The 24,954-nt window shown below is 71.0% G+C and carries 30 protein-coding genes; 6 read left to right on the top strand and 24 right to left on the bottom strand.

Annotated elements, in window-relative coordinates; genetic code table 11:
- Positions 1-8: 8 nt before the first annotated feature.
- Positions 9-1,820 carry a glycoside hydrolase family 15 protein gene (locus ABD785_RS33205; RefSeq protein WP_344836297.1) on the top strand — a complete coding sequence of 604 codons (1,812 nt, stop codon included), beginning with the start codon at positions 9-11 and terminating at the stop codon, positions 1,818-1,820.
- A 35-nt stretch (positions 1,821-1,855) separates the two neighbouring features.
- Positions 1,856-2,110 carry a hypothetical protein gene (locus tag ABD785_RS33210; protein WP_344836299.1) on the top strand — a complete coding sequence of 85 codons (255 nt, stop codon included), beginning with the start codon at positions 1,856-1,858 and terminating at the stop codon, positions 2,108-2,110.
- Positions 2,111-2,158: 48 nt separating this feature from the next.
- On the opposite strand, the gene ABD785_RS33215 is transcribed toward ABD785_RS33210, so the two are convergent.
- The 11 genes from ABD785_RS33215 to ABD785_RS33265 form a co-directional block, all read right to left on the bottom strand.
- Positions 2,159-2,476: a hypothetical protein gene (locus tag ABD785_RS33215; protein ID WP_344836301.1), complete on the bottom strand. Its 318-nt coding sequence runs from the start codon at positions 2,474-2,476 to the stop codon at positions 2,159-2,161.
- Between the two features lie 22 nt (positions 2,477-2,498).
- Positions 2,499-3,272, bottom strand: coding sequence for a polysaccharide deacetylase family protein (locus ABD785_RS33220; protein WP_344836304.1), 774 nt, complete (start codon positions 3,270-3,272; stop codon positions 2,499-2,501).
- A 65-nt stretch (positions 3,273-3,337) separates the two neighbouring features.
- Complete coding sequence (gene hisH, locus ABD785_RS33225) at positions 3,338-3,967, bottom strand: imidazole glycerol phosphate synthase subunit HisH (RefSeq protein WP_344836305.1); 630 nt, start codon at positions 3,965-3,967, stop codon at positions 3,338-3,340.
- Between the two features lie 4 nt (positions 3,968-3,971).
- Positions 3,972-4,112, bottom strand: coding sequence for a hypothetical protein (locus ABD785_RS33230; RefSeq protein WP_344836308.1), 141 nt, complete (start codon positions 4,110-4,112; stop codon positions 3,972-3,974).
- Between the two features lie 67 nt (positions 4,113-4,179).
- On the bottom strand, positions 4,180-4,773 hold the full coding sequence (gene hisB / locus ABD785_RS33235) for an imidazoleglycerol-phosphate dehydratase HisB (protein WP_344836310.1): 594 nt from the start codon (positions 4,771-4,773) through the stop codon (positions 4,180-4,182).
- Positions 4,770-5,855, bottom strand: coding sequence for a histidinol-phosphate transaminase (locus tag ABD785_RS33240; RefSeq protein WP_344836312.1), 1,086 nt, complete (start codon positions 5,853-5,855; stop codon positions 4,770-4,772). Before ABD785_RS33240 ends, hisB begins: the two co-directional genes overlap by 4 nt.
- Positions 5,852-7,159 carry a histidinol dehydrogenase gene (gene hisD, locus ABD785_RS33245; RefSeq protein ID WP_344836315.1) on the bottom strand — a complete coding sequence of 436 codons (1,308 nt, stop codon included), beginning with the start codon at positions 7,157-7,159 and terminating at the stop codon, positions 5,852-5,854. The genes ABD785_RS33240 and hisD overlap by 4 nt, the downstream gene beginning before the upstream one ends.
- Positions 7,160-7,471: 312 nt before the next feature.
- Positions 7,472-8,167, bottom strand: a complete 696-nt coding sequence (locus ABD785_RS33250; protein ID WP_344836318.1) for a DUF6882 domain-containing protein — start codon at positions 8,165-8,167, stop codon at positions 7,472-7,474.
- 615 nt (positions 8,168-8,782) lie between these two features.
- Positions 8,783-9,274, bottom strand: a complete 492-nt coding sequence (ybaK, locus tag ABD785_RS33255; protein ID WP_344836321.1) for a Cys-tRNA(Pro) deacylase — start codon at positions 9,272-9,274, stop codon at positions 8,783-8,785.
- A 9-nt stretch (positions 9,275-9,283) separates the two neighbouring features.
- Positions 9,284-9,571 carry a DUF6401 family natural product biosynthesis protein gene (locus ABD785_RS33260; RefSeq protein ID WP_344836324.1) on the bottom strand — a complete coding sequence of 96 codons (288 nt, stop codon included), beginning with the start codon at positions 9,569-9,571 and terminating at the stop codon, positions 9,284-9,286.
- Positions 9,572-9,615: 44 nt separating this feature from the next.
- Positions 9,616-9,939, bottom strand: coding sequence for a chorismate mutase (locus ABD785_RS33265; protein WP_344836327.1), 324 nt, complete (start codon positions 9,937-9,939; stop codon positions 9,616-9,618).
- A gap of 28 nt (positions 9,940-9,967) precedes the next feature.
- Here ABD785_RS33265 and ABD785_RS33270 point away from each other — a divergent pair, with 28 nt between their 5' ends.
- Positions 9,968-10,489: a DUF1269 domain-containing protein gene (locus ABD785_RS33270; RefSeq protein ID WP_344836330.1), complete on the top strand. Its 522-nt coding sequence runs from the start codon at positions 9,968-9,970 to the stop codon at positions 10,487-10,489.
- Here the strand turns inward: ABD785_RS33270 and ABD785_RS33275 are convergent.
- On the bottom strand, positions 10,464-11,318 hold the full coding sequence (locus ABD785_RS33275; RefSeq protein ID WP_344836333.1) for an MBL fold metallo-hydrolase: 855 nt from the start codon (positions 11,316-11,318) through the stop codon (positions 10,464-10,466). The two genes, ABD785_RS33270 and ABD785_RS33275, sit on opposite strands and share 26 nt — an antisense overlap.
- Before the next feature lie 67 nt (positions 11,319-11,385).
- Here ABD785_RS33275 and ABD785_RS33280 point away from each other — a divergent pair, with 67 nt between their 5' ends.
- Positions 11,386-12,036, top strand: a complete 651-nt coding sequence (locus ABD785_RS33280; RefSeq protein WP_344836335.1) for a TetR/AcrR family transcriptional regulator — start codon at positions 11,386-11,388, stop codon at positions 12,034-12,036.
- On the opposite strand, the gene ABD785_RS33285 is transcribed toward ABD785_RS33280, so the two are convergent.
- From ABD785_RS33285 to ABD785_RS33305, 5 genes are all read right to left on the bottom strand, one after another.
- Positions 11,992-12,369: a GNAT family N-acetyltransferase gene (locus ABD785_RS33285; RefSeq protein ID WP_344836338.1), complete on the bottom strand. Its 378-nt coding sequence runs from the start codon at positions 12,367-12,369 to the stop codon at positions 11,992-11,994. The two genes, ABD785_RS33280 and ABD785_RS33285, sit on opposite strands and share 45 nt — an antisense overlap.
- A 40-nt stretch (positions 12,370-12,409) precedes the next feature.
- Positions 12,410-13,339 (bottom strand): RluA family pseudouridine synthase, encoded by a 930-nt coding sequence (locus ABD785_RS33290; RefSeq protein WP_344836341.1) that lies wholly within the window; start codon positions 13,337-13,339, stop codon positions 12,410-12,412.
- Positions 13,332-13,817 carry a signal peptidase II gene (lspA, locus tag ABD785_RS33295; protein ID WP_344836343.1) on the bottom strand — a complete coding sequence of 162 codons (486 nt, stop codon included), beginning with the start codon at positions 13,815-13,817 and terminating at the stop codon, positions 13,332-13,334. Before lspA ends, ABD785_RS33290 begins: the two co-directional genes overlap by 8 nt.
- A 68-nt stretch (positions 13,818-13,885) precedes the next feature.
- Positions 13,886-14,305, bottom strand: coding sequence for a TraR/DksA family transcriptional regulator (locus tag ABD785_RS33300; protein ID WP_344836346.1), 420 nt, complete (start codon positions 14,303-14,305; stop codon positions 13,886-13,888).
- 77 nt (positions 14,306-14,382) lie between these two features.
- Complete coding sequence (locus ABD785_RS33305) at positions 14,383-14,655, bottom strand: DUF167 domain-containing protein (protein WP_344836348.1); 273 nt, start codon at positions 14,653-14,655, stop codon at positions 14,383-14,385.
- Between the two features lie 265 nt (positions 14,656-14,920).
- Here ABD785_RS33305 and ileS point away from each other — a divergent pair, with 265 nt between their 5' ends.
- On the top strand, positions 14,921-18,070 hold the full coding sequence (gene ileS / locus ABD785_RS33310; RefSeq protein WP_344836351.1) for an isoleucine--tRNA ligase: 3,150 nt from the start codon (positions 14,921-14,923) through the stop codon (positions 18,068-18,070).
- Between the two features lie 70 nt (positions 18,071-18,140).
- Here the strand turns inward: ileS and ABD785_RS33315 are convergent, their stop codons facing one another.
- Positions 18,141-18,551, bottom strand: coding sequence for a ribonuclease domain-containing protein (locus ABD785_RS33315; protein WP_344836354.1), 411 nt, complete (start codon positions 18,549-18,551; stop codon positions 18,141-18,143).
- A 156-nt stretch (positions 18,552-18,707) separates the two neighbouring features.
- On the opposite strand from ABD785_RS33315, the gene ABD785_RS33320 reads away from it, so the two are divergent.
- Complete coding sequence (locus tag ABD785_RS33320) at positions 18,708-19,322, top strand: DUF1707 SHOCT-like domain-containing protein (protein WP_344836356.1); 615 nt, start codon at positions 18,708-18,710, stop codon at positions 19,320-19,322.
- 73 nt (positions 19,323-19,395) lie between these two features.
- Here ABD785_RS33320 and ABD785_RS33325 read toward each other — a convergent pair whose 3' ends face one another.
- From ABD785_RS33325 to ftsZ, 6 genes are all read right to left on the bottom strand, one after another.
- The gene (locus ABD785_RS33325) at positions 19,396-20,799 is read right to left on the bottom strand and encodes an ATP synthase subunit c family protein (RefSeq protein ID WP_344836359.1); all 1,404 of its coding nucleotides are present in this window, start codon (positions 20,797-20,799) and stop codon (positions 19,396-19,398) included.
- 215 nt (positions 20,800-21,014) lie between these two features.
- Positions 21,015-21,908 (bottom strand): DivIVA domain-containing protein, encoded by an 894-nt coding sequence (locus ABD785_RS33330; protein ID WP_344836362.1) that lies wholly within the window; start codon positions 21,906-21,908, stop codon positions 21,015-21,017.
- A gap of 72 nt (positions 21,909-21,980) precedes the next feature.
- Positions 21,981-22,292 (bottom strand): YggT family protein, encoded by a 312-nt coding sequence (locus ABD785_RS33335; protein ID WP_344836364.1) that lies wholly within the window; start codon positions 22,290-22,292, stop codon positions 21,981-21,983.
- 15 nt (positions 22,293-22,307) lie between these two features.
- Positions 22,308-22,802, bottom strand: coding sequence for a cell division protein SepF (locus ABD785_RS33340; protein ID WP_344836367.1), 495 nt, complete (start codon positions 22,800-22,802; stop codon positions 22,308-22,310).
- A gap of 39 nt (positions 22,803-22,841) precedes the next feature.
- A complete protein-coding gene (locus ABD785_RS33345; protein ID WP_344836369.1) occupies positions 22,842-23,552 on the bottom strand; it encodes a YggS family pyridoxal phosphate-dependent enzyme in 711 nt (236 codons plus the stop codon).
- Between the two features lie 8 nt (positions 23,553-23,560).
- The gene (gene ftsZ / locus ABD785_RS33350; RefSeq protein ID WP_344836371.1) at positions 23,561-24,841 is read right to left on the bottom strand and encodes a cell division protein FtsZ; all 1,281 of its coding nucleotides are present in this window, start codon (positions 24,839-24,841) and stop codon (positions 23,561-23,563) included.
- Positions 24,842-24,954: the final 113 nt, after the last annotated feature.

Below are 24,954 nucleotides of genomic sequence, written 5' to 3' on the forward strand. Positions count from 1 at the left end.
TCAGAGGTGTGCCTCTCAATGGATCGGTCCAGTACGGCCGCTACCTCCCCATCGAAGAACACGCCATCGTCGGCGATCTGCGCACCGTCGCGCTCGTCGGCACCGACGGGACCATCGACTGGTTCTGTCCCGGGCGGTTCGACGCGCCCTCCCTGTTCGGCTCGCTCCTCGACGCGAAGAAGGGCGGGTTCTACTCCCTCTCGTGCCCGACCTCCAGCAGGCCCAAGCAGCTCTACCTGCCGGACACCAACATCCTCATGACCCGCTTCCTGGCGGCCGAGGCGGTCGGCGAGGTCATCGACTTCATGGTCCCCGACACCTCCGGGACCGCCCTCCCCCGCGACCTGCTCGTGCGCCGGGCGACGGCCGTCAGGGGCCGGGCGACCTTCGACCTCCAGTGCTATCCCGCCTTCGACTACGCCCGGGTGCCGCACACCGTGGAGATCGTCGACGGCGTCGGCGCGGTGTTCGACTCGGCCGGCGGCCGGTTCGTGCTGCGCAGCAGCGTGCCTCTGGTGCACGACGGTGACGGCGTCGTCGCGCGGTTCTCCCTGGAGCAGGGCGAGAGCGCCGACATCGTGCTGGAGTGGAACGGTCTCATCGCGCCGCTGATCGAGGGCGAGACCGACATCCTGCTGGCCAGAACCACCGAGTACTGGCAGAAGTGGATCGGCCAGTCCCGCTACCAGGGCCGCTGGCGGGAGATGGTGCACCGCAGCGCGCTCGCACTGAAGCTGCTGGTCTACCACCCCACCGGCGCGCTCGTCGCGGCCCCGACCACCTCGCTGCCCGAGTGCCTGGGCGGCGAGCGCAACTGGGACTACCGCTACACCTGGCTGCGCGACTCGGCCTTCACCATCCACTCCCTCATGACGCTCGGCTTCCTGGAGGAGGCCTCGGCGTTCATGGAGTGGCTCCAGCAGCGCTGCGAGCAGGCCACCCTGGAACGCGACCTCATGATCATGTACTCGGTGGACGGCAGCGACAAGCTCCCCGAGCAGACCCTCGACCATCTGGAGGGCTACCGGGGGTCCCGGCCGGTCCGGATCGGCAACGGCGCGGTCGGCCACCGCCAGCTCGACGTCTACGGCGAGCTCATGGACGCCGTCTACCTCTACAACCGGGAGGTGCCGATCTCCTACGACCTGTGGTCGGGCCTCTCCAAGCGGCTGGACTGGCTCTCGCGCCACTGGGACGAGCCGGACGAGGGCATCTGGGAGGTGCGCGGCGGACGTCAGAGGTTCACCTACTCCGGCGTCATGACCTGGGTCGCCTATGAGCGGGCCTCGCGCCTGGCCCGCGACAGGGGCCTGCCCGCGACGCTCAACAAGTGGCAGCGGCTGGCCGCCCGCGCCTACCGGTTCGTCCAGCAGGAGTGCTGGGACCCCGACCTCGGCGCCTACGTGATGCACCCGGGCAGCAAGCACCTGGACGCCTCGCTGCTGTGCATGCCGATGGTGAAGTTCTCCGGCCCGACCGACCCCCGCTTCCTGATGACCCTGGACCGGATGGGCTCGGAGCTGGTCTCGGACTCCCTCGTCCACCGCTACGCCAACACCGGCCACGACGGCCTGACCGGTGAGGAGGGGACCTTCAACCTCTGCTCCTTCTGGTACGTCGACGCCCTGACGGCCGCCGGGCGCGTCAAGGAGTCGCGGATGATCTTCGAGAAGATGCTGACCTACGCCAACCACGTGGGCCTGTACGCCGAGGAGATCGGCTCGTCCGGCGAGGCGCTGGGGAACTTCCCGCAGGCGTTCACGCACCTGGCCCTCATCAGCTCCGCCGTCAACCTCGACCGGGCCCTCGACAGGCCCTGATTTGAAAGCCGTCCGGCGCGGGTAACACGGCATTCGTGGAGGAAGTAGAAGGACTCGAATATTCGGGGATGTTCCTGGTCCTTCCCGCGGCCGTCGTGCTGACGTTCTGGCAGGGAACCCTCTGGGCGGCCTGGCCCGCACTCGTGGTCGGGCTGCTCGGAGTGATCCTGACCCCCGTCGCCCTCTACCGCGTCGAGAGCGCGGGCACCCGCGTCCCCTGGTGGGGCTACCTGGGCATGGGCGCCCTCACCTGCAAGTTCCTCGGCGAGAGCTGGCTCTTCGTCACCTAGATCGTGACTCGGTACACCTAGATCATGATCCGGTGCGCCCGGGGCGGTTCAGCGGCCGAACGTCACGGCCGCGGCGACCGGCGTGACCAGGAGCGAGACGACCAGCACGCCGAACTGCTCCGCGCCCGACAGCGGCAGGATCCACGCCGCCGCCTGGACCGCGAGGAACAGAACGGTGACGGTGATCGCACGCCTGCGGCGGCGGCGTGCGGCGGGGCCCGCGGCCGGGCCGGGCAGCAGCGCCCTGACCGGGGCCAGCAGCGCCCTCCTGCGGGCGGCCCTGGCCCGCAGCGCCGACCGGCGTTCGGCCAGGCGGGCGGCTTCGGCCTCGCGTTCGGCCCTGCGCCGGGCCCGTTCCTTGCTCACGGCGCCAGTATGCAGGGCCCGGCTACAGCGCGACGAACTGGAGACCGCGCTGTTTCAGGGCGGGCAGGACCTGCCGGAGCGCCTCGACGGTCTGCGAGCGGTCGCCGCCGCCGTCGTGGATGAGCAGGATGTCGCCCGCCTGGGCGTCGAGCAGGGTGCGGGTGATCCGCGACGTCCCCGGACGGGCCCAGTCCCGCGGATCGATCTTCCAGTCGACGCACACCATGTGGTGCTCGGCGGCGATGTCGTAGATCTGCTGCGACCAGGCGCCGCCGGGCGCCCGGAAGGTCTTCGGGGCAAGCCCCGCCACCTGGGCGATCCGGTCGTGACCACCGACGATCTCCTCGGTGATCTTCGCGGCGGACAGGCGCGGCAGGTTCAGCGGATGGGTGACGGTGTGGTCGGCGACCTGATGCCCGGCGTCCGCGATCCGCTGGACGATCCTCGGCTGCTCGGTCACCTGCTCGCCGATCATGTTGAAGGTCGCGACGACCCCGAACTCGGCCAGCACGTCCAGGACCTTGGGCGTCCAGTACGGGTGCGGGCCGTCGTCGATCGTCAGCGCGACGGCCGCGGGCGGCGCCGCGGGGCTGAGGTCGGACAGGCCGCGCACCGGCCGGTTGAGTGCGGTGAGCTTCGGCGCGTACCCCGGATCGGGCCGCCCGGACGGCGTCGGCGTCGCCGCCCTGGCCTGGGCGGGGCCGTGGCCCGCCCGGTGCCACAGCTCCGGGCCCGCGCCCACCGCGAGCCCGCCCACCCCTGCCGCCAGCATGCCGAGCAGCCGCCTGCGCTCCAACGTCCCGTCCCCCTCACCGTGCCTTCAGCCCTGTGAGATGCGGCCGTGCGCGCGGCGGTTCGGGTTCAGAGGGACCGGAGCCAGTTCTCCAGGATGTGGGCCCCGGCGTCGCCGGACTTCTCCGGATGGAACTGGGTCGCCCACAGCGGCCCGTTCTCGACGGCGGCGACGAACGGCTCACCGTGCTCGGCCCAGGTGACCAGCGGCGCGGCGAACCGCTCCGACGGCTCCATCTCCCAGCGCCGCACCCCGTAGGAGTGGACGAAGTAGAAGCGGGTCCCGGCGTCGAGGCCGTCGAACAGCTTCGAGCCCTCGGCCGCCCGCACGGTGTTCCAGCCCATGTGCGGCAGGACCGGCGCCTCGAGCCGCTCGACGGTGCCGGGCCACTCGTCGCAGCCGTCGGTGGTGATGCCGTGCTCGACGCCCTTGCCGAACAGGATCTGCATCCCGACGCAGATGCCGAGCACCGGACGGCCGCCGGCGAGGCGGCGGCCGATCAGCCGGTCCCCCTTGACCGCGCGCAGCCCCTCCATGCAGGCCGCGAACGCGCCGACGCCCGGCACGACGAGGCCGTCGGCGTTGAGCGCCGCCTCGAAGTCCGATGTCACGGTGACGTCCGCGCCGATCCGGGCGACGGCCCGTTCGGCCGAGCGCAGGTTCCCCGACCCGTAGTCGAGGACGACGACGTTCTTCATACCCCTACCTCCACAGGACGGCCGCGACCGCGGCCAGGACGGCGAGCAGGCCCACGACGACCGCTCCGGCCTTCAGCCCCTGCTTGGCGAGGCTGTAGACGCCCGCCGCGAGGAACCCGGCCACCGCGAAGAGCAGGAGCGTCATCGCGCCGCCTCCTGCGGCGCGATGACGCTCAGGGCACTGTGCCTTCCGGTGCCCTCACTCCGTTCGGTCACAGGGCGCCCTTGGTCGAGGGGATGCCGTGCACGCGCGGGTCGAGCTCGGAGGCGTAGCGCAATGCCCGGGCGAGCGCCTTGAACTGGGCCTCGACGATGTGGTGGGCGTTGCGGCCGTAGGGCACGTGGATGTGCAGGCAGATCGAGGCGCTCGCGACGAACGACTCGAAGATGTGCCGGGTCATCGTGGTGTCGTACTCCGGGCCGATCATGGGGGCCATGCCCTCGGGCTCGGTGTGCACCAGGTAGGGCCGGCCCGACAGGTCGACGGTCACCTGCGCGAGCGCCTCGTCGAGCGGGATCGAGGCGTCGGCGAACCGGCGGATGCCCGACTTGTCGCCGAGGGCCTGCTTGAACGCCGCGCCCAGGGCGATCGCGGTGTCCTCGATCGTGTGGTGGCTGTCGATGTGCAGGTCGCCGGTGGTCTTGACGGTCAGGTCGAACGATCCGTGCTTGCCGAGCTGGGCGAGCATGTGGTCGTAGAACCCGACGCCGGTGGAGACGTCGACGACGCCCGTCCCGTCGAGATCGATCTCGACGAGGACCGTCGTCTCCTTGGTCCCCCGCTCGACGCGGCCGATGCGGCTCACACAGACTCCTTAAGTGCACTACGGAAGGCCGCCATCTCGGCGGGGGTGCCCACCGAGACGCGCAGCCACTGGGGCGGTCCGACCGCCCGGATCAGGACGCCGCGGTCGAGCATCCTCCGCCACACCGCGTCGCGGTCGTCGAAGGTGCCGAACAGGATGAAGTTGGCGTCGGAGTCGGCGACCCTGAAGCCCTCCCCGCGCAGCCACTCGACGGTCTCGTCCCGGGTCGCGCGCAGCTCCTGGACGTAGCCGAGCAGCTCCTCACGGAACGACAGGGCCGTCCGGGCGACGGCCTGCGTCACCGACGACAGGTGGTAGGGCAGCCTGACCAGCAGCAGGGCTTCCAGGACGGCCGGGTCGGCGGCCAGGTAGCCCAGCCGGGCCCCGGCCAGCGCGAACGCCTTCGACATCGTCCGGGTCACGATCAGCCGCGGGTTGCCGGGCAGCAGCTCCAGCGCCGAGGGGGTGCCCGACCTGCGGAACTCCCCGTAGGCCTCGTCGACGACGACCATGCCGGGCGCGACGCTCAGCACCGCCTTGATCGCCTCGTGGTCGAGCGCGGTGCCGGTCGGGTTGTTCGGCGAGGTCAGGAAGACGACGTCGGGGCGGTGCTCCTCGATGGCGGCGACGGCCCGCTGCGCCTCGAGCCCGAAGTCCTCGTCCCGGAAGGCGTCGATCCAGCGGGTGTTGGCGACCATCGAGATGGTCGGGTGCATCGCGTAGGACGGCTCGAACCCGAGCGCGCTGCGCCCGGGGCCGCCGAACGCCTGGAGGATCTGCAGGATGATCTCGTTGGAGCCGTTGGCGGCCCACACCCGGCCGGTGTCGAGCCGCACCCCCGCCTCGTGGTTCAGGTAGGCGGCGAGCCCGGCCCGCAGGTCCACGGCGTCGCGGTCGGGATAGCGGTTGAGCGTTCCGGCCGTGGCCGCCACGCCCTCCCCCAGCGCCCTGACCAGCGCCTCGGACGGTCCGTAGGGGTTCTCGTTGGTGTTGAGCTGAACGGGCACGTCGATCTGCGGGGCACCGTAGGCCTTCTGGCCGCGCAGATCGTCGCGGATCGGCAGGTCGCCGAGGGAGGTCATGCGGGGATCCCCCCGTCGAAGCGGGCCTTGAGCGCGGCGCCGTGGGCGGGCAGGTCCTCGGACTCGGCCAGGGCGACGACCCGCGCCGTCGCCTCGGCCAGCGCGGCCCTGTCGTACTCCACGAAGTGGACGCCGCGCAGGAACGACTGGACCGACAGGCCCGAGGAGTGGCAGGCGCAGCCGCCGGTCGGCAGCACGTGGTTGGAGCCGGCGAGGTAGTCGCCGAGCGAGACCGGCGAGTAGGCGCCGACGAAGACCGCCCCGGCGTTGCGGACCCGGGCGGCGACGGCGGGGGCGTCGGCGGTGTGGATCTCGAGGTGCTCGGCGCCGTAGGCGTTGACGACCCTGAGGCCGTCCTCGATCGAGGCGACCAGCACGATCGCGGACTGGCGTCCGGCCAGGGCCTCGGTGACCCGCTCGACGTGCCGGGTCGCCGCGACCTGGACGGCCAGCTCGTCCCCGACCGCGGCGGCGAGCTCGGGCGAGTCGGTGACCAGCACGGACGCGGCGAGGGTGTCGTGCTCGGCCTGGCTGATCAGGTCGGCGGCGACGTAGGCCGCGTCGGCGGTCGCGTCGGCGAGGACGGCGATCTCGGTCGGCCCCGCCTCGGCGTCGATGCCGATGACGCCCTTCAGCGTGCGCTTCGCGGCGGCGACGTAGATGTTCCCCGGCCCGGTGACCAGGTCGACCGGCGCGCACTCCCGCGTGCCGTAGGCGAACATCGCGATCGCCTGGGCGCCGCCCGCCGCGTAGACCTCGTCGACGCCCAGCAGCGCGCAGGCGGCCAGGATCGTCGGGTGCGGGAGGCCGCCGAAGTCCTTCTGGGCGGGCGAGGTCACGGCCAGAGACGGAACCCCGGCCTCCTGGGCGGGGACCACGTTCATGACCACGCTGGAGGGGTAGACGGCCCGTCCGCCCGGCACGTACAGGCCGACCCGGTCGACCGGGATCCACCGCTCGGTGACGGTGCCGCCCGGCACGACCTGGGTGGCGACGTCGGTGCGGCGCTGCTCGCGGTGGACGATCCTGGTCCGCCGGATGGCCTCTTCGAGGGCGTCGCGGACGGCCGGATCGAGCGCCTCCAGGGCGGCGGCGATCGCCTCGGCCGGGACGCGCGTCGAGGTCAGCTCGACGCCGTCGAAGTCCCGCGTGTAACGGATGACCGCCTCGACCCCGTGATGGCGCACGTCCTCGCAGATCGGCCGCACCTTCTCCAGGGCGGCCTCGACGTCGAAGTCGGCGCGTGGCAGCGTGGCGCGCAGATCGGCCGGAAGGCCGCCGCGCAGGTCGATTGTGGAGATCACACAGGTCAGTCTACGGACAGAGGTCCCCGTCCCGGGAATTCGAATACCAGGTGCTGAGACGGATCGGTCTCAGCCGCCGGTACGCGCGGCGAGGCGACCGTGCGGGCATCCCACCGGCGCGGGCACCCGAACACCCAGCCGATGATGAACCCGGTCACGAGGCTGGCCATGCAGACGATCAGAAGGTTGAGCCACATTTCCCGAAGCTAAGCCCCGGTCCGGCCGCGACGCGCCCGGACGACGGCGATGGGCCTCAATTGACTACGGGGTTAGTGGTTCCTCACCCGGTGTCCCTCCATCCGGCTGTCCGGCCTATCCGGCGATGGAGATGCCGGCCTCCCAGTTGGCGAACCGCCCGGCCCTGTCGAACATCGCCCGGGCGGTGCCGCCGCCGGGGAGCCTGGCCTCGGTCATCCTGCCCTGCTGGCGGAACGGGATCCGGTGGTGGGACAGGTACCGGGTCAGGGTGAGCTGCGGGTCGCCGGGGAACAGGGCCACCGCGTTCATGATCAGCCGCGGTACGGGGATCGGGTCCCAGGCGGCCCGCGGCACCCGGGAGTCGTCGACGAGCAGGTAGGCGCAGCCGCCGTCGTATCCCGCGCCGATGTAGCCGTGCTGGCCGAGGACGCCGGAGGCCGCGACGGCCAGCAGCTCCCCGCCGTGCGCGGCGGGCCCGGTGTACCAGGACAGGTCGACCTCGGGCTGGGTGAACTCGGGGATCCCGAGCCGCTCCCCCAGCTGCTTGATCGCCAGGGTGGACTGCACGGCCGGATGGTCTGGCCCGAACTGGTCGTTGGCCCAGCCCCACAGCCAGGTGCGCTCGCGCGAGGCGTAGCTTCCGAGCAGCGCCACCTGGACGCTCACCCCGCCGCTGCTGTAGGTGCGGGCGGTCAGGTCGGCGCTCCAGTCGGCCCTGGGCAGGTATTCGGCCAGGGTCTCCTGCTGCTGGAGGACCAGGGCGGACAGCGCGGCACCGAGGCGTTCGAACGCCGAGCTGAATCCTGACATGACCGGAACACTACCTGGGCGAAGGACTTCGCGCTTCCCCCCGTTCGGCCACCTCTTCGATGCGGCTACGCTGCGAGAGATCACGCCGTTTCCGGTGTGGGACCGATGTTAAAAGCGGGAAGTACAGGAGCGCACTTGGCCCGGCAACTTCGGATCTGGGCGGCCGCCACGGGGGCACTCGCCCTGCTGGGCGTCGTCGCCGGCCTCCTGTGGGCCTGGACCGCCCCGCGCTCCCCCTATCTGATCTACCAGCACAAGGCGTGGATGGCCGAGCCCGACGGCGAGAGCCTGATCAGCGCCGACGGCCATCTCGCGGTGATCGTCGTGATTCTGGGCCTGCTGTCGGGGGGCGTGGCCTACCTGCTGGCGGGGCGCCGCAACGACCTGGCCCTCATCACGGGCCTGGCCACGGGCGGCGCCGCGGGCTCGCTGGTCGGCTGGGCGATCGGCCACCGGTTCGGGCTGGCGGCCTTCGAGGAGGCGGTCAGGACCGCCCCCGACGGCACCCGGGTCGACGGCGCGCTGTCGCTCGGCGCGCACGGGGTCGTCCTGCTGTGGCCGCTGGCCGCGCTGATCGTCTTCGGGCTGCTGGAGTCGCTGGACGTGGCCCGCAGGTCAGCCCCGTCCGATGTCGGCGACCTTCGCGCCCGTGAGGGCGACGAGATCGGCGGGGCTCAGCTCGATCTGGAGCCCGCGCCGCCCCGCCGAGACGTAGACGGTCCCGGCCCCCTCGCCCCCTGAGCCGAACGCCGAGGCGTCCACGACGGTCGGCAGGCGCCTCTTCTGACCCAGCGGGCTGATCCCGCCCACGACGTACCCGGTGGCCCGCTCGGCGGCCTGCGGGTCGGCCATGACGGCCTTCTTCCCGCCCAGCGCCGCGGCGAGCGCCTTGAGGTTCAGCGTTCCCGACACCGGGACGACCCCGACCGAGAGCCGCCCGTCCACCTCGGCGAGCAGCGTCTTGAACAGCCGCTCCCGCGCCACCCCGAGGGCGTCCGCGGCGGCCTCGCCGTAGGACTCCGCGGACGGATCCGCCTCGTAGGCGTGCAGCGTGAACCCGATCCCGGCTTTGGTGGCGGCGACGGTCGCCGGCGTCCCCTTCGACATGGGCCAAGCCTAGGGGCTCGCCGGGCCGGGGGTCAGGGTGGTGAGGAGCCAGGTGGCGGCGAGGAGGCGGAGGGTCTCCTCGTCCGGCGGGAGGGCGGGGCGGGGGCGCCAGCCCGTGGCCAGGGCGGTGGTGGCCAGGCCGTCCCGGTAGGCGCGGACGGTCTCGGTGGTGACCGGGCCCTGCGCGGCGAGGAGCGCGCGGAGGGTCGCGGCGTGCTGGTCGACGGGGGCGACCAGGGCGGGGTGCGAGGCCAGGGCGGCGAGGGCCTGGTCGGCGAAGTCCGAGGGGGCTGACATGCGGTGACGTTAGCAAAGGGAGGGCGATGGAACGGCCGCCCGGCTCAGGCGCGGGAGCGGTCCTCGGCGGCGGCGTCCAGGCCCGCCTCGATGACGGCCGACATGATCAGCGCCAGGCGCTCGGGGCCCAGGCGCGGCGCGTGGGCGCTCATGGCCTCGACGATCTCGCGTTCCCGCCCGGGACTGCGGCCCGGGTAACCGCCGACCGGCTTGAGCCGCTGCACCGCGGCGGACAGGGCGGCCCTGCGCTCGAGCAGGACGGCGAGCTGGGCGTCGACGGCGTCGATGAGCTCACGGGCTTCCGCCACCGTGGTGATCTTCTCCGGATCGGGGGTCGCCGCATGATCGTGAGAGCCGCGACGTTCCATGCGCCCATCGTAGGGGAAGGGGCAGGACATGACGGAACAGCCAGCTCAGAAGCTCCTGGTCATCGGCTTCGACGACCCCCTGAAGGCCAGCGAGTTCATGCTGGCCGCCGCCCGCATGCAGAAGAACGACCAGATCCGTTTGCACGACGCCGTGTTCATCGAGAGGCACGGGGACGGCAAGTCGGTGGTCCGCGAGACCCAGGACCTCACCCCCGGCAAGGGGGCCATGGGCCTCGGCATGTGGGGACTGCTGATCGGCACCCTGCTGGGCGGCCCGATCGGCGGGCTCATCGGCGGCGGGGCGAGCGCCGCCGGCGGCGCCCTGATCGGCAAGCTGGTCGACACCGGCATCAAGGACGAGAAGATCGCCGAACTGCGCGAGGCCGTCCCCGCCGGCAGCACCGCCCTCGCCCTGCTGATCAGCCACCTCTCGGTGGCCGACCTCCAGCGCGAGCTCGAACGCTTCCCCGGCGCCACCCTCGTCGAATCCGACCTCTACGACGCCGCCATCCACGCCGTGAGGATCAGCCTCGGCGAGGAGCCCGGCTGATCTCCGCGGCGTCCCCACCGTTCCTGTGGCGCGCCAGCTCCCAGGGATCGTGGGCGCTGAGGAGCGTCACCTCGTCGCCGTGGAACCGGGCCAGCTCGCGCAGCCGGGCCTGGTTGGCGAGCCTCAGCGGGCGGTCCACCTCGGTGATCTGCTCCAGCAGGTCCAGGCCGGGGTGGCCGCGCGGGTCGTCGGGGTCGACCTCCCCGTGGAAGTAGTAGGCGTCGCCGCAGTGCAGCAGCCAGCGCGCGCCGTCGCGGACCGCCACCCCGGCGTGGCCCGCCGTGTGGCCGCCGAGCGGCACCAGCAGGAGTTCCGCCGCGATCCCCTCGAGCGGGCGGACGGCGTCGAACCCGAACCACGGCTCTCCCCGGACGCCCGGATAGGTCACCCACAGCGGCTGGTGCGCCCAGTGCGCGGGGCGGTAGCGGACACGGTCCTCCGGGTGCGGTCCCGGCGCCCCGAGCGCCGCCTCCCGCTCGGCCTCCGGCACATGGACGCGCGCCCACGGGAAGTCGGGCAGGCCTCCCGCGTGGTCGAGGTCGAGGTGGGTCAGGACGATGTTCCTGACGTCCTCCGGCCGGAAGCCGAGCCGCTCGATCTGCCGGATCGCGGTCTCCTCCGGGTCGAGGACCGGCTGCGCCCTGCCGAGGAACTCCTCGCTCAGGGTCTCGCGGGGGCGGGCCACGTCCGGGGTGCCGAGCCCGGTCTCGACCAGGATCAGGCCGTCGCTCTCGGTCTCGAGCAGCAGGCAGTGGCAGACGGCGGGCAGCGCGCCCAGCTCCGACTCGATCTCCCGCATCGACCCGCAGTTGAGGTGGTGGATCTTCATACCGGCTCCTTTACCTAACGAACGTTCGTATGTGATTAGCGAACGATCGGTAGGTTAAGCTGATCCCATGAGCCCGCGCAAGTCCGTCCTGGAGACCGCCGCCACCCGCACCCGGATCCTCGATCTGGCCCTGGAGACCGCCACCTCCACCGGCCTGGAGGCGCTGACCATCGGCACGCTCGCGGCCGAGCTGGGGATGAGCAAGGCGGGGGTGATCGGCCATTTCGGCACCAAGGAGACCCTGCAGGTGGCGGTCGTCGAGACCGCGGTGGAGCGGTTCCGGCAGCGGGTCACGACCCGTGCGGCGGATGCGGCGCCGGGCACCGAGCGGCTGCTCCGCGCGCACACCGAGTGGTTCGCCTTCATGACCGAGAAGCACGCGGGCTGCTTCCTGACGGCCGCCGCCTCGGAGTTCGACGCGCGTCCCGGGCCGGTCCGGGACGCGATCCTCGGCGCGCTGGCCGCGTGGTCGGGCTACGTGCGCGCCGAGCTGGAGACCGCGACCGCCTCCGGTGCGCTCCCCCGCGGCACCGATCTCGACCAGCTCGCCTTCGACCTGACCGGGGCGGTCCTCGCCACCGACCAGGCGATCCGCGTCCACGGCGACCCTCGGGCCCCGGCTCGCGGGCTGCGCGCCCTCGCCCGGCTGCTCGGCGGGGGACCCGCCCCGCGATCACAGGATCTTGGACATCCAGATGTGCTCGATGCCGGCCTCTAGCTCGATCTCGCCGTAGGGGGTGTAGCCGAGGGCGCGGTAGAAGGGCTCGGCCTGGATCTGGGAGTGCAGGCGGACCGAGGTGAGGGCGCGTTCGGCGGCGCGGGCCTCGACGGCGCGGACCAGGGCCGCGCCGAGACCGGTGCCGCGAGCGGCCTTGAGGACCGCCAGGCGGCCGAGGATCGCGCCGTCGTGGTCGGCCAGGAGCCTGGCCGCGCCGACCGCGACGCCGCCGAGGTAGGCGACGAAGTGGTCGGCGGAGGCGTCCGAAGCGTCGCGCTCCAGGTCCTCCGGGACGCCCTGCTCCCCGACGAAGACCTCGATCCGGACGCTCATGGCCGCGGCCAGATCTTCCGGTGAGACGGCCAGCCGCAGGTCAGGACTCGGCGCCGACAATGTCCAGGGCCTTCTGCAGATCGTCGGGGTAGGGGCTGGTGAACTCGACGTACTCGTCCGTCGTCGGATGCACGAAGCCGAGCTTCACCGCGTGGAGCCACTGGCGGGTGAGGCCGAGCCGGGCGGCGATCGTGGGATCGGCGCCGTACATCATGTCGCCCACGCACGGGTGCTTGAGCGCCGACATGTGGACGCGGATCTGGTGGGTGCGGCCGGTCTCCAGGTTGATGTCCAGGAGGGTGGCCGCGCGAAAGGCCTCGATCGTGTCGTAGTGGGTGATCGAGGGCTTGCCGCCCATGATCACCGCGAACTTGCCGCTGCCGGAAGGGTGGCGGTCGATCGGGGCGTCCACGGTGCCGCGGAACGGGTCCGGATGGCCCTGGACCAGCGCGTGGTACCGCTTGGTGATCTCACGGTCGTGGAAGGCGTGCTTGAGCCGCGAGTAGGCGATCTCGCTCTTGGCCACGACCATGCAGCCGGTGGTGTTGGCGTCGAGGCGGTGCACGATGCCCTGCCGCTCGGCCGCTCCGCTGGTGGCGACGGTGTGGCCGGTGCCGAGCAGGCCGCCGATCACGGTCGGGCCGGTCCAGCCGGTGGTCGGATGCGCGGCGACGCCGATGGGCTTGTTGACCACGACGATGTCGTCGTCCTCGTGGACGATCGACATGCCGGGCACGGGCTCGGGAATCGCGACGGGGGCGGCGGGCGGCGGCGGGAGGGTGACCTCGAGCCATGCTCCGGCCGTCACACGGTCGGACTTGCTGACCTGACGCCCGTCGACCTGGACGTCACCGGAGGCGATGATGTCGGCGGCACGGCCGCGGGAGAGCCCGAACAGCCGGGCGAGGGCGGCGTCGACCCGCTCCCCCTCCAGCCCGTCGGGCACGTGGAGGCTGCGGTGGTCACTCATCGGCGTCGTTCTTCCCGGCCGCGACCTGGCGGGTCCCGTCGATCTGGAAGCCGCGCCACGCGAGGTACACCGCGAGGACGCCGCCGCACACGATCGCGGAGTCCGCGAGGTTGAACACCGGGTAGTTCGGCCATTCGATCCAGTCGACGACATGGCCCTTGAACACGCCGGGCGACCGCAGGATCCGGTCGGTCAGGTTGCCGAGGGAGCCGCCCAGCAGCAGGCCCAGGCAGACGGCCCAGGGCAGGCTGCGCAGGTTCCGCGCGGTCCTGATGATGGCGATCACCACGCACGTCGCGATGATCGTGAAGATCCACGTCATCCCGGTGCCGATGGAGAAGGCGGCCCCGCTGTTGCGGGTGACCCGCAGCGTGGTGAAGCCGCCCAGCAGCTCGATCGAGGCATGGCCCTCCAGCCTGGCCACCACGATCACCTTGCTGACCACGTCCAGGACGTAGGCGAGGATCGCGACGCCCACGAGGACGGCAACGCGACGAGGCCGGGGCACGCCGGCCCCGGCTTCGTTCTCAGAGGTCTCTGTGTCGCTCAGCGACGTTCTTCCTTTTGTTTGCATGTCACACACAGGGTGGCACGGGGGAAGGCCTGGAGGCGTGCTTTGCCGATGGCCTTGTGGCAGTTCTCGCAGACACCATACGTGCCAGAGTCGATCCGTGCGATCGCGCGCTCGTTCTGTTCGAGAAGATCGCGCGAATTGTTCGTGAGAGCCAGCTCGTGCTCACGCTCGTAGGTCTTGGCTCCCGCGTCGGCCTGGTCGTCCCCTGCGCCCTCACCGGCGTCGCTGCCCTCCGCGGCCTGCGACCTGGCGGCTGAGATCTCCGACGCGAGCTCCTCGATCTCGGCCGACAGCCGGGTGCGGACGGCCGTCAGCTCCTTGGCCGTCCACTTCCCCTCGCCCTCGCGGACCGGGAGTTTCCCTGCCTTCTTGGTCTCGCTTGCGGTCAGCATAGATCTCCATTCGCGGGTGCGGCGCGCTGAGCGAGCCGCCATTCGGTCACCACCCGCATATGCCCCATGACGTGCCGTCAGGAACCACGCAGTTCGTCGATCTTCGATGTGAGCTGGCTCACATCCCCTTCGACATCGATGACCTTGTCGCGGCCGCTCGCACCGCTCACCAATCGGATGTCCCTTCGTGGTACCCCCAACGCCTCGGCCACCGCTTTTAGTGCCGCCTCCGTCGCCTTTCCCTCGACCGCCCTGGCGGTCACCTTCACGACGAGAGCGTCGCCGTGCCCGCCCCCCACGCGGGTTCTGGACGATCCGGGCCCCACCCGGATGGCCAGCCGAACCGTCATATTTCACCTTTCCGTGGGGATCGCATGACCCGAAACCGGGTCGAAGAGCGGGACCCCGTACCCCTACAATCGTTCCAGTCGACGCGCAAGGCAGCGATGAGGCCATCACCTCGGAGCCGCCGGAAGAACCGCCCGCCAGGGCGCACTAGAACCGGCAGCCGCGACCAACGAAGTGGATCACACTCGTGATCAAGAGGGGTGGTACCGCGGGGCCCGGTGGCTTCGTCCCTTCAAAGCGACCGTCAGTCCTTTGAACGGAGAAGCCGTGTCCTTCCGTCCGCTGCCCGCGCAGGTCGACCTGCCCGTCCTCGAACGCGCCATGCTGCGCCGCTGGCAGGACGAGAAGATCTTCCAGCGCTCCCTCGAGCGCAACGCCTCCGGCCCGCGCTGGGTCTTCTACGAGGGCCCGCCCACCGCCAACGGCATGCCGGGCGTCCACCACGTCGAGGCCCGCGTCTTCAAGGACGTCTTCCCCCGCTTCAAGACCATGCAGGGCTTCAACGTGCCCCGCAAGGCCGGCTGGGACTGCCACGGCCTCCCCGTCGAGGTGGCCGTCGAGAAGGAGCTCGGCCTGTCGGGCAAGCCCCAGATCGAGGCCTACGGGATCAAGGAGTTCAACGAGCGCTGCCGCGCGTCGGTCACCCGGCACACCGACGCGTTCGAGGAGCTCACCGAGCGCATGGGCTACTGGGTCGACCTCGGCGAGGCCTACCGGACCATGGACCCCTCCTACGTCGAGTCGGTCTGGTGGTCCCTGAAGGTCATCTGGGACAAGGGCCTGCTCTTCTCCGACTACCGGATCACCCCCTACTGCCCGCGCTGCGGCACCGGCCTGTCCGACCACGAGCTGGGCCAGCCCGGCGGCTACGAGACCGTCTCCAGCCCCTCGGTGTACGTCCGGATGCCCGTGACGTCCGGCCGCTTCGCGGGAAGCGACCTGCTCATCTGGACCACGACGCCCTGGACCCTGGTGTCCAACACGGCCGTCGCGGTCCACCCCGACGTCACCTACGTGGTCGCGGCGAAGGACGGCGAGAAGCCCGTCATCGTCGCCGAGCCCCTGGTGGAGTCGGCGCTCGGCGAGGGCTGGACCGTCACCGAGCGGTTCTCCGGCACCGAGCTCGAGCGCACCCCCTACGCCCGGCCGTTCGAGCTGGTCGAGATCCCCGGCGCCCACTTCGTGCTGCTCGCCGACTACGTGACCGTCGAGGACGGCACCGGCCTGGTCCACCAGGCCCCCGCCTTCGGCGCCGACGACCTCGCCACCTGCAAGCGCTACGGCCTGCCCACGGTCAACCCCATCGGCCCCGACGGCCGGTTCCTCGGCGACGTCCCCATGGTCGGCGGCGTGCTGTTCAAGGAGGCCGACGAGGCGCTGACCGCCGACCTGGAGGCCCGCGGCCTGCTGTTCAGGGGCAGCCACTTCGAGCACAGCTACCCGCACTGCTGGCGCTGCCACTCCGCGCTGCTCTACTACGCCCTCCCCGCCTGGTACATCCGCACCACCGAGATCAAGGACCGGATGCTGGCGGAGAACGCCGGGACGAACTGGTTCCCCGAGACGATCAAGGAGGGCCGGTTCGGCGAGTGGCTGCGCAACAACGTCGACTGGTCGCTGTCGCGCTCGCGCTACTGGGGCACCCCCCTGCCGCTGTGGCTGTGCCCCGACGAGCACGTGACCTGCGTCGGCTCGCTCAAGGAGCTGGGCGAACTGGCCGGTGAGAACCTCTCGGCGCTCGACCCGCACCGCCCCTTCGTCGACGACGTCACCTTCGCCTGCCCCGTCTGCGCCCAGACCTCGACCCGCGTCCCCGACGTGATCGACGCCTGGTACGACTCCGGCTCGATGCCCTTCGCCCAGCACGGCTACCCCGTGACCGGAGCGGAGGAGTTCGAGAAGTCCTACCCGGCGCAGTTCATCGCCGAGGCCACCGACCAGACCCGCGGCTGGTTCTACTCGCTGATGGCGGTCGGCACGCTGGTCTTCGACAAGTCGTCCTACGAGAACGTCCTGTGCCTCGGCCTGATCCTCGCCGAGGACGGCCGCAAGATGTCCAAGCACCTCGGCAACGTGCTCCAGCCGATCCCGCTCATGGACAAGCACGGCGCCGACGCCCTGCGCTGGTACATGGCCTGCTCGGGCTCCCCCTGGGCGCCCCGCCGGGTCGGCGACGCCGCACTGGAGGAGGTCGTCCGCAAGGTCCTGCTGACCTACTGGAACACCGCGTCCTTCTTCGTGCTGTACGCCAACGCCGCCGCCGCGCAGGACAACGCCTGGACCCCCGAGCGCGCCGGCGAGGCGCCCGCCCCCGCCGACCGGCCGCTGCTGGACCGCTGGGCGCTGGCCGAGCTGAACCGGACCGTCGCCGAGGTGACGGCCGCCCTGGAGGTCTTCGACACCCAGGCGGCGGGCCGCCGTCTCGGCGAGTTCGTCGACGACCTGTCCAACTGGTACGTCCGCCGCTCGCGCCGCCGCTTCTGGGAGGGCCCCGCCTCTCCCGACTCCCACAGCGCGTTCGCGACCCTCTACCAGTGCCTCGAGACGCTGACCAAGCTGATGGCGCCGCTGGTGCCGTTCATCACCGACGAGGTGTGGGACGTCATCAAGCCCGTGGGCGCCCCCGGCTCGGTCCACCTCACCGCGTGGCCCGCCGTCGACACCGCCAGCCTCGACCCCGGCCTGACCTCCCAGATGGCCCTGGTCCGCCGGCTGGTCGACCTCGGCCGCGCCGCCCGCACCGCCAGCGCGGTCCGGATCCGGCAGCCGCTCGGCCGCGCCCTCATCGGCGCGTCCGGCTGGTCGGCCCTCCCGGCCGAGCTGCGCGCCCAGATCGCCGAGGAGCTCAACGTCGCGGAGTTCGAGGAACTGTCCTCCATCGGCGGCGACCTGGTCACCTACGAGGTCAAGCCGAACTTCCGGGAGCTCGGCAAGCGCTACGGCAAGCAGACCCCGCTCGTCGCCAAGGCGGTGACCTCGGCCGACCCGGCCGCCCTCGTCACGGCCCTGCGCGCCGGCGGGACGGTCACCGTCACCGCTCCCGAGGTCGGCGAGGCCGTCCTGGCCGCGGGCGACCTGATCGTCACCGAGCGGCCGAAGTCCGGCTGGGCCGTCGAGTCCGCGAACGGCGAGACCCTCGCCCTCGACCTCGAGATCACCCCGGTCCTGCGGCTGGCGGGCCTGGCCCGCGAGGCCATCCGGATGATCCAGGACGCCCGCAAGACCTCGGGCCTGGAGGTCACCGACCGCATCACGGTCGTCTGGCGGTCCACCGACCCCGACCTGGCCGAGTCCCTGCGCACGCACGGCACGGACATCGCCGCCGAGGTCCTGGCCCTCTCCCTCACCGAGGGCGAGGCCGACCCCACCCACACCGACGCCGAGCTCGGCCTGTCCTTCGCCCTGGCCAAGGCCTGACGAAGTGCACGGAGGGCCCCGCCGGAGACGTCTCCGGCGGGGCCCTCCGCCTTTACGAGGAAGGGCCGGGTCAGAGCTTGTAGAAGTCCGTGTAGTGGTTCGGGGAGAACCAGACGGTTCCGGTGGAGCGGTTGACGACGATCCGGTAGGCGTCGCGGGCGGCGCCGCGGGCCCGGGCGTAGACGTCGTACTCGTGGTAGGTGCCGAGCGTGACCGAGGGGAGCTGTCCCTCGCGGTTCTGGAACGTCCCGCCGGTGTAGTTGTACTTGCCGCCGGTCCAGGCGTACCAGCCGGCGGAGACGGGGTAGCCCTTGCCCGACCAGATCGACTTCGCCGAGCGGGCGTCGGCGCAGCGGGAGATCGTGCAGGTGCTGTAGACGGCGGCGTGCGCCGGGGAGACGGCCACCACGCCGGTCAGGGTCGAGGCGGCGGTCAGGGTGACGACGGTGCGGGCGGTCCAGGAGAACAGGGCGGTCTTCACAGGGGCCTCCATCCGGGGGGTCGGCGGCCTCATCGTCACACGTATGACCCCCGGCGGGAACCGGACGGCCCGTAAGTTCCGGGTGAACTTCTCCCCACCGGCGGAGGGCCGGGCGAGGGCGTAGACGCGTAGTGTCGTGTTTGCGATGATGGTCGGGTGGATCTGGAGAAGAAGAGCGACCTGCGCGCCTCCGATGCCGACCGGGACGCCGTGGCGCACCGGCTCGGGGACGCTCTCGCCGAGGGCCGTCTGACGCCCGAAGAGCACGCCGAGCGCCTCGACGAGCTGTACGCGGCCAAGACCTACGCCGAGCTGGACCTCCTGACGAGGGACCTGCCCGGTCCGGCCGGCGAACCGAAGATCTCCCTGCTCAAGGACTCCGGCGGGACGTCCGGCACGCCCGTCCAGGCCTCGAACACGATCGTCGCGATCTTCGGCGGGGCGGAGCGCAAGGGCCGCTGGCTGGCCGAGCCGCACACCACGATCACGGCCGCGTTCGGCGGGGTCGAGCTCGACTACCGGCAGGCCGTGCTGACCCGGCGCGAGGTCGTCGTCGACGTCAAGTGCATCTTCGGCGGGATCGACATCACGGTGCCGCCGGGCGTGCGGGTCGTGACCGACGTCTCGGCGATCTTCGGCGCCTGCGAGGACCCGAAGAACGACACCGTCGACCCGCAGGCGCCCGTGATCAGGATCACCGGCTTCGTCCTGTTCGGCGGGGTCAGCTTCAAGCGGCGGACCACCAAGGAACGCCGGAAGAAGCACTGCTGACGAACGCGGAAGGGGACGTCCGCCGGGCGGACGTCCCCTTCTCGCTCGACACCGCTACTCGCTCGACACCGCGTCAGTGCGCGTGCTCCTTGTCGGGCTGGCACACCAGGCAGGGGGTGCAGCCGCGGGCCTTGGCCTCCTCGCGCGGGAGCGACTCCAGGTCCTCGTCCTCTTCGCCGATGTCCTCGATCAGCGCGCAGTCCGTGCGGTGGTAGCGCTTGGTGCCGCTGAGGATCCGCACGACCGGGCCGCCCGTGGCGGGCTCCGGCTCGGCCTCGGTCCCGGAGGGCCGGGACTCGGGGACCGCGATGATCTGCTGCGGCAGGACCTCCTCGACCGTCGGCGCGGGGGCGGGGGCCGGTTCGGCCTCCTCCTCCTTGATCGCCTCGGCCAGGACCTGCTCCAGGTTCGGCACGACGAAGCTGGGCTTGTCCTCGGGCTTCCACAAGTGGTCGGTCAGCGTCTCGCCCGCCGGGCTCTCCCAGCCGCGGGCGACCGGCGACTCGGCGGTCTCGGTGACGTCCTCGTCGTGACGGGCCTCGGGCTCGTCGGGGACGGAGAACTCCGGGTCGTCCAGCGGGCTCCTGGACCTGGCCGGCGCCTCGGCCTCGGGAGCCTCGGGGGCGTCCGGCGGGCCGGGCGCGTACGGCGACGGCGTCCAGTCGGTGGAGGTCTTGTTCCAGTCCGCCGAGGTCTCCTCGGCGGCGGGCCGCTCCCACTCGGGGGTGGCGGGCTTGTCCCAGTCCGGGGAGGTCGAGCCGGTCGGCGCGTTCCAGTCCCTGGCGGGGAAGTCGTGCACGGTGTCGGGGATCGGAGCCGGGGTGAACCCGGCGACCGGCTCGTTCACCGGCGCGGACTGCGCCCAGTCCGGCGAGGTGACCGACGGCGGGATCTCCTCGGTGGCGTCCCCGGGGGCCGCCGCCTCGTCCTCTTCCCCGGTCTCGCCTGCCGGAGCCGCCATGGCGCGCGCCGCCAGGGCGGTGTCCGGCAGGCAAGCGGTGCAGGGGCTGAACCCCTCTTCCAGAGCCTCGACATAGGTCAGCTCCTCGGTCTGGCGACCGGCGAGCTGGCGGCAGGTGTCGATGTGGTAGCGCTTGCGGCCGGGCACGACGTGCACGATCGCGTCGTCGGGCACCTGCGCGGACGGCATCGGGAAGGCGAGCGGGGTCTCCGCGAACTGCGCGGGCGGCTCGTACTCCTCCACCGGTGCGACCGGGGCCTTCGCCGCGGCCTGCCGTGCGGCCCTGCCCGGCTGGCGGGTCTTGTTCGCCGGACGCGCCGAGGCGGTCCCGAACAGTTCCCTGCGCCGGATGAGCACCCCGATGGCGAGGCACAGGGCCGAGACGACGCTCACAGCGATCGACACGTAGATCAGCTGCAGACCGGTCAGGCCCAGTACTCCCTGCTCCTGCGTCACGATCCCCGCCACCAGCAGGGCGATCGCGCCGACTACGAGCAGGCCACTCAGGATGATCACAAAATCTTCCTCTCCCCGGCTTCGAGCAGACCGGCCTGTGCGCCGCCTCGGTGAGCGGCGTCACGGCCGATTCAGCACCCTATCGCTTGCGGCCGGACCCGGTCGTCAGCGAGGTGCGCGCCATCCCAAATGCTTCGCCCGGAAACCCGTCCCGCAGGACGAAATGATCTCGCGGGAGAAGCCCGGAAGGACGCGGGCTGCCCGAGGTGCGGCCGTCAGACCCGGCGCTCGTGCTGCTGGGGCTCCACAGAGTGGAAGGCACCCGTGCCGCTGTGCTGCGGAGCGGGCTCTCCCGGCGGCGGGAACGGCGTCGGGCCCGAGGACACCTGCGCCTGCTGCTGGCCGTTGCGGTTGTCGTGGGCGACGACGGCGACGGGCTGCGGGCCGGTGATGGTCGGTCCGGTCGGGAAGCCCTCGGTCGCGTTGACGTCGAGCTCGCGCAGCTGGCCCTCGAGGTAGGCCTTGAGGCGGCTGCGGTACTCGCGCTCGAACGCGCGGAGGTCGTCGACCTTGCGCTCCAGTTCCTCGCGCTGCTGCACGAGGGAGCCCATGACCTGGCGGTGACGCTCCTGGGCGTCGCGGTCGAGCTGCTCGGCGCGCGAACGGGCCTCGGAGACGATCTGGTCGGCCTGGCGGCGCGCCTTGCCCAGGATCTCCTCGGCCTCGCGACGGGCCCGTCCCAGGGTCTCGTCGGCCTCCCGGCGGGCGTCGGCGATCGCCTGGTCGGCGGTCTGCTGGGCGAGGGCCAGAACGCGGGCCGCGGTGTCCATGTTGTCCTCGGTGGACGGACGCGGCTGGATGCGCTCCTCGTGAGCCAGGCCCAGGCCCATCTGCGGCTCGGGCTCCCTGACCGGCTCCGGCCGCATGGGCTCGGGCATCGGGGGGGCCATCTCCGGCTTGGGCTCCACGATGGGGGCGGCCATGGCCGGGATCTTGCCGCGCAGGGTCTCGGCGAGCTTGGCGCGAAGCTCCTCGTTCTCCTGGATCAAACGGTCGAGCTCGGCTTCGACCTCATCGAGGAAGGCGTCGACCTCTTCCTCGTCGTATCCCGGTCGAAGCCTGGTCGTACTGAACTGCTTGTTTCGCACATCCGCGGGTGTCAGCGGCATGTTGGTCTCCTTGGCGCGCTTGGAGTTTGTCCCGAAGGACGGTATCCGATCAGAGCTCCGTCACGAAGGTGATCATGATGTCAACCCACTGACCACCCTGATCAAGATCAGGACCAGCAGAAAGAGCACCATGAAACTCAGATCGAGACTCACGTTACCCAATCGCAACGGTTTGAAGATACGCCTCAGCCGCACCAGGATCGGCTCGGTGACCGTCCAGATGGGTTCGGCGAACACGAGGACGACCCCCTTCGGCTTCCAGGGCTGCCGGGACGTGCTCTCCGCGTACATCTTCAGGTAGTCCAGGATCAGCCTGCCGATCAGGATCAGCAGGAACAGATAAAGGACGACGATCAGAATCGATCCAACGACTGTCACAGACACTCTCGCATGGGGCTGTCAGCTTTGGTTGAAGAATCCGCGTTCTGCCATCCGTGCCTTGTCTTCGGCGGTGACCTCGACGTTGGCGGGGGAAAGCAGGAACACCTTGTTGGTAACACGCTCGATGCTCCCGTGGAGCCCGAACACAAGACCCGCCGCGAAGTCGACGAGACGCTTGGCGTCGCTGTCGACCATCTCGGTGAGGTTCATGATCACCGGAGTGCCCTCACGGAAGTGCTCTCCGATGGTCCTGGCCTCGTTGTAGGTCCTGGGATGAAGCGTAGTGATACGCGCCAAATCCGGCACTACCATCTCACGACGTTCCTGAACCGGAACCGTCGGCGGCTCAACGGTCTGGACCGAAGCACGGTGATCACCATCGTCGTCCGGGTGATCGAGACGGCGACGGTCGACGACGTCGTCCTCGTACTCGTAGTCGTCGTACATGTCGTCATAACGGTCGTCCTCGACGAGGCCGAGGTAGACCGCCATCTTGCGCATCGCGCTGGCCATGGGCCCCTCCGTTCCAGACGTCCGCTGCCCGCTCGGACATTACCTGACGATTGCCCGCCTGCCTCCGAGCAACGCCGTACCGATCCGTACGTGTGTCGCGCCACAGGCGATCGCCTCGGCGAGATCACCGCTCATCCCGGCCGACATGATCGTCGCATCCGGGTGGGCGGCCCTCAATTCTTTTGTGAGCTCGGCCAGGCGTTCGAAGGCGGGACCCGGGTCCTCCCCGAGGGGAGCGACCGCCATGATCCCGCCGAGCGCCAGGCCGGGAGCCTCGACGATCTCCGCGGCGATCCCGGGGACGTCCTCCGGCCTCGCCCCGCCCCGCCCGTCCGCCTCCGGCGGATCGAGGGAGACCTGGACCAGGCACGTCACCGGCTCCACCGGACCGCCGCGCGCGACGGCCTCCGCCGACAGGGCGGAGACCAGCTTCGGACGGTCCACAGAGTGCACGACGCCGGCGTATTTCAGGGCCGACTTCACCTTGTTGGTCTGCAGCCTGCCCACGAAATGCCAGTTCAGCGGAAGGTCACGGCATTCGGCCGCCTTGGGGCCCGCCTCCTGGTCGCGGTTCTCGGCGACCTCCGTGATCCCGAGCCCGGCCAGGAGCCGGACGTCGGAAGCGGGGAAGGTCTTGGTCACCGCGACCAGAGTGATCTCCTGCGGATCGCGGCCGGCCCGCTCGCAGGCGTCGGCGATCTTCTCGCGGACGTCCTTGAGGTTGGTCGCGAGTTCTTCTTCTCGGGTCACTAGCTCATTTACTTCAGGAAGTCGGGCACGTCGAGATCGTCGTCTTCGTCGAAGACGACCGGACGACGCCGGGTCTGCTCGCTGGTGAACAGACGGTGGGGCGCCACAGACGGCTCGGGCGTGCTGGCCGGCTGCGGCACCTTAGGGTGCTCGACCGGCTCCGCCGCGGGCTCGGGCTCCGGTGCCTCGGCGACGTGCTCCGGCTCGGCCTGGTGCGGCGCGGCGGCCTCGCTGACCACGCTGGCCTGGATCGTCGCCGCGCGCGGGGCGGGCGGGGTCACCGGGCGCTGCGGCGGCGGGGGCGGCGGAAGCCGTTTGACCTCCGGCTCCGGCGCGGTGGGCTGCATCTCGTCGAAACCCGCGGCGATGACCGTCACGCGCACCTCGTCGCCGAGGGCGTCGTCGATCACGGCACCGAAGATGATGTTGGCGTCGGGGGCCGCGGCGTTCGAGACGAGCTGGGCCGCCTCGTTGATCTCGAACAGGCCGAGGTCCGATCCGCCCGAGATCGACAGCAGCACACCGTGGGCGCCGTCGATCGAGGCCTCCAGCAGCGGGCTGGAGATCGCCATCTCGGCCGCCGCGACGGACCGGTCGTCCCCGCGGGCGGAGCCGATGCCCATGAGGGCCGATCCGGCCCCGGACATGACCGACTTCACATCGGCGAAGTCCAGGTTGATCAGGCCGGGCGTGGTGATGAGGTCGGTGATGCCCTGGACACCGGACAGGAGCACCTGGTCGGCCGCCTTGAAGGCGTCCAGGACGCTGACCTGCCGGTCGGAGATCGACAGGAGCCGGTCGTTGGGGATCACGATGAGGGTGTCGACCTCGTCGCGCAGGGTCTCTATCCCCGCCTCGGCCTGCATGGCCCGGCGCTTGCCCTCGAAGCTGAAGGGGCGGGTGACCACACCGATGGTGAGGGCGCCGAGGCCGCGGGCGATGTTCGCCACGACCGGCGCGCCACCGGTGCCGGTGCCGCCGCCTTCGCCCGCGGTGACGAAGACCATGTCGGCCCCCTTGAGGACCTCCTCGATCTCCTCGCGGTGGTCTTCGGCGGCCTTCCGGCCGACATCGGGGTTGGCGCCCGCGCCGAGGCCGCGGGTGAGTTCCCGGCCGACGTCGAGCTTGACGTCTGCATCGCTCATCAACAGCGCCTGGGCGTCCGTATTGATCGCGATGAACTCGACGCCCTTGAGCCCCTCTTCGATCATCCGGTTGACGGCGTTGACACCGCCGCCGCCGATGCCGACGACTTTGATGACCGCGAGGTAGTTCTGCGGTGCTGCCACGACGAGGGGCCTTTCCGCTCGCTTGCTGTGAGTGTTTAAAGCTTCACCCTCTACTTGAGGCTTACAGTTATGTAAACCTGAGGGCTGCTAGGGACAGTAGGGCTGGCCTGCAT

Origin of the sequence: Actinocorallia longicatena, from assembly GCF_039534125.1 — a bacterium.
Classification (GTDB): domain Bacteria; phylum Actinomycetota; class Actinomycetes; order Streptosporangiales; family Streptosporangiaceae; genus Actinocorallia; species Actinocorallia longicatena.

Coding starts and splice junctions, on each gene's coding strand:
- ABD785_RS33230 (WP_344836308.1), bottom strand. CDS start 4,112: ATGACGCTCCTGCTCTTCGCGGTGGCCGGGTTCCTCGCGGCGGGCGTC.
- ABD785_RS33305 (WP_344836348.1), bottom strand. CDS start 14,655: ATGACGGTTCGGCTGGCCATCCGGGTGGGGCCCGGATCGTCCAGAACC.
- ABD785_RS33280 (WP_344836335.1), top strand. CDS start 11,386: ATGAGCCCGCGCAAGTCCGTCCTGGAGACCGCCGCCACCCGCACCCGG.
- ABD785_RS33265 (WP_344836327.1), bottom strand. CDS start 9,939: ATGGAACGTCGCGGCTCTCACGATCATGCGGCGACCCCCGATCCGGAG.
- ABD785_RS33290 (WP_344836341.1), bottom strand. CDS start 13,339: ATGAGTGACCACCGCAGCCTCCACGTGCCCGACGGGCTGGAGGGGGAG.
- ABD785_RS33330 (WP_344836362.1), bottom strand. CDS start 21,908: ATGCCGCTGACACCCGCGGATGTGCGAAACAAGCAGTTCAGTACGACC.
- ABD785_RS33340 (WP_344836367.1), bottom strand. CDS start 22,802: ATGGCCAGCGCGATGCGCAAGATGGCGGTCTACCTCGGCCTCGTCGAG.
- ABD785_RS33260 (WP_344836324.1), bottom strand. CDS start 9,571: ATGTCAGCCCCCTCGGACTTCGCCGACCAGGCCCTCGCCGCCCTGGCC.
- hisH (WP_344836305.1), bottom strand. CDS start 3,967: ATGAAGAACGTCGTCGTCCTCGACTACGGGTCGGGGAACCTGCGCTCG.
- ABD785_RS33300 (WP_344836346.1), bottom strand. CDS start 14,305: ATGCTGACCGCAAGCGAGACCAAGAAGGCAGGGAAACTCCCGGTCCGC.
- ABD785_RS33240 (WP_344836312.1), bottom strand. CDS start 5,855: ATGACCTCCCTCGGCGACCTGCCGATCCGCGACGATCTGCGCGGCCAG.
- ABD785_RS33285 (WP_344836338.1), bottom strand. CDS start 12,369: ATGAGCGTCCGGATCGAGGTCTTCGTCGGGGAGCAGGGCGTCCCGGAG.
- ybaK (WP_344836321.1), bottom strand. CDS start 9,274: ATGTCGAAGGGGACGCCGGCGACCGTCGCCGCCACCAAAGCCGGGATC.
- ABD785_RS33270 (WP_344836330.1), top strand. CDS start 9,968: ATGACGGAACAGCCAGCTCAGAAGCTCCTGGTCATCGGCTTCGACGAC.
- ABD785_RS33275 (WP_344836333.1), bottom strand. CDS start 11,318: ATGAAGATCCACCACCTCAACTGCGGGTCGATGCGGGAGATCGAGTCG.
- ABD785_RS33250 (WP_344836318.1), bottom strand. CDS start 8,167: ATGTCAGGATTCAGCTCGGCGTTCGAACGCCTCGGTGCCGCGCTGTCC.